Here is a 2,892-nt window from a genome sequence, read left to right as displayed (position 1 = left end):
CCGGCGCCGCCGGTCCCGTGCCCGCGTCGTCGTCGCCTGAGTTCCGGGGACTCCCACCTGCCGGTGGCCACGGCATGGACGGGAGGTGGATGCGGACATGCCTCACGACGGCGAGAGCCGGGCCGAGGCTCCCGGCCTTCGGGCGCCGGGGAGCGGGGACGCCGGTCCGTCCCGCCCTGTGCCGGAGCCCGCCGCGAGGGAGCGGGTGCTGGCGTTCGCCGGGGTGGGGCTGGCGGCGGTGTACGTGCGGAGCGAGGACGGGTCCGAACTCCGGGTGGCGGAGTCGAGCGGGGGCGATCCGGAGCGGTACGGGGTGCCGAGCCGGATGCGGCTTCCGGGGAGCGGCGCGGTCGGACCGAGGAGGGGCCCGCGCGGGTCCGTCGCGAACGCACCGGATCAGGGGTACCGGAGGGGCCCTTCCGGCACGAACGCGCCACAGCCCGAGGGCGCCCCCGTCCCGGCCCCCGCCGACGGGACCGCGGAAGGGCGAGACCGCACGGCCGCCGTCGTCGAGGCCCATCTGCGGGGCCGGGCCGTGTGGCTCGACGGTGTGGGGTCCGCCGCCCGGGGAGAGGACGGGGCCGCCCCCGTTCCGTTCGGGGCGTTGCCGCTGGGGGCGGCGGGCGGGTGGCTGGGCTGTCTGGTCGTGGTGGGAGAGGCCGGGCAAGGGTTCGGGGGCGAGCAGCGGGAGTTCCTGGAGCGGTACGCCGAGGCGGTCGCCGGGCGGCTGCGGGGCGAGGCCGACCGGTCCGCGCCCACCCCGCTGCTGGACTCGGCCCTGCGCGCCATGGGCGTCGGATCCTTCGCCCTGGCGCCCGGCACCGGGCTGGTCGAGACGGACCAGGCCCTGCTCGAACTCGTCGGCATCCCCGAGGACGGGTTCGACGGCAAGACCGACACCCTCCTGTCGTACAGCGTCCCGGAGGACGTTCCCGCGCTGCTGTCGGTGATCGAGCCGTCCGCGCAGACCCCGGGCCGCCGTGAACTGGAGTTCCGCATCCGCCGGCCCACCGGGGAACTGTGCTGGCTGCGTCTGGGCTGCCGTGTGCTGAAGGAGCCCGACGGCGCCCCGCGACGCGTGCTGGGCGTGGTCACCGCCGCCCCGGTGCTGCGCCGGGGCGCCAGCGACGTCGCCCGCATCCAGTGGCTGACGGCCGCGCTCGACGACGCGACGACGGTGCGGGACGTCAGCCGCGTGGTCGTCGCCGCCCTGCGCGAACCGCTCGGCGCGGACCGGGTGGCGCTCGCCGAGGTGCTGGAGGACCGGCTGGCGGTCACGGTGCTCGATCCGCCGGGTGCCGGCGCCTGGCCGGAGCTGTGGCGTTCGGAATGGCGCTCGGAGTGGCCCGACGCGCCGGTCAGCGCCCTGCCCACGCTCCAGGCGGCGCTGCGGGACGGCCGGATGAGCCTGTGGCCCGCGGGCGCCGTGCTGGAACCGGGGCTCGCCGGCATCGGCCCCGGCGGGCTGGCCGTACTGCCGCTGCCCGCGAAGAACGGCGTGGCCGGGGTGTGCCTGGTCGGCTGGGACGCCCCGCACGAGTTCGCCCCCGAGGAGCGGGCACTGCTCACCGCGACCGCCGGACTGGTGGGGCAGGCCCTGAAACGCGCGCACGCCTACGACGCCGAGCAGGAACTCGCGACGATGCTCCAGCGCAGCCTGCTCCCCCGCCGCCTTCCCCAACTGCCCGGCGGCACCGCCGTGGCCCGCTACCTGCCCGCCCGGCGCGGCCTCCAGGTGGGGGGCGACTGGTACGACGTGATCGCCCTGTCGGAGGGGAAGGTCGCCCTGGTCATCGGCGACGTACAGGGGCACAGCGCCGGGGCCGCGACGATCATGGGCCAGATGCGTACCGCGGTCCGCGCCTACGCCGTCGAGGGGCATCCGCCGGACGTGGTCGTCGCGCACGCCAACCGGCTGCTCGTCGGCATGGAGACCGACCTGTTCGCCACCTGCTGCTACGTCGAGCTGGACATGGAGGAGGGCAACGCCCTGTTCGTGCGGGCCGGGCATCTGGCCCCGCTGGTGCGTGATCCCGACGGTGGCACCGCGGAGATCGCGGTCGAGGGCGGGCTGCCCCTGGGGGTCCTGGCCGACGCGGAGTTCCCGCTGACGGCACTCGCGCTCGCCCCCGGCTCGGTCCTGGCGCTGGTGACGGACGGTCTGGTCGAGTCGGCCGACCTGCACCTGGACGAGGGGATGCGGCTGGTGCGGCAGGCGCTGGCCGCGGCCGACCCCGCCGACCCGGGGCGGATGGCCGACGAGTTGCTGGGCGAGGCCGGACGCCGGGAGGACGACGTGGCCCTGCTCCTGCTGCGCTACGACGGGATGCGGGTCAGGCCGGTGCGGGCCGGGTGGGTGGTGTGGCGGCTGCCGGACGCGGTGATGCACGCGCGCCGGTTCAGCGCGCGCACGCTGCGCTCGTGGGGCGTGGTGGCGGAGGCCGACACCGTGCTGCTGGTGGTGTCGGAGCTGGTCACCAACGCGCTGGTGCACACGCAGGGCGCGGTCCGGCTGGACCTGACCCTGGCCGCCGACCGGCTGCGGGTGACGGTGAGCGACTCCTCGCCGCGCGCGCCGGCCAAGCCGGTGGTGGTCGACTGGGAGTCGACGGGCGGGCGGGGGCTGTTCCTCGTCGAGGCCATGTCGGCGGCCTGGGGTTCGGTGCCGGTCGGTGGCGGCAAGCAGGTGTGGAGCGAGATCGTCGTCTCCCGCCCGGAGGCGGAGGCGGAGCCCGGGCCGGGGTCCGGGCCGCGGGCGGAACCGGACCCGGAGCCGACCGGGCCGGACCGGCCCGAGGACCGTCCCCGTGACCGGACCGGCGGCTGGGGCTGGGGCCTGGGCCGCACCCGCGGCCGGACCCGGGGCCGGGGCCGCGGCGGTGGCGACGGCGA

The 2,892-nt window shown here is 77.0% G+C and carries 1 protein-coding gene; it reads left to right on the top strand.

From position 1 onward, the window contains the following. Positions 1-97 precede the first annotated feature (97 nt). Positions 98-2,892: SpoIIE family protein phosphatase (locus RIN80_RS22675; protein WP_375141778.1), on the top strand; the 2,795-nt coding region annotated here is incomplete at its 3' end.

Source organism: Streptomyces sp., from assembly GCF_031181705.1.
Taxonomy (GTDB): Bacteria; Actinomycetota; Actinomycetes; order Streptomycetales; family Streptomycetaceae; genus Streptomyces.
This window is presented reverse-complemented; position numbering and strand designations above follow the sequence as displayed.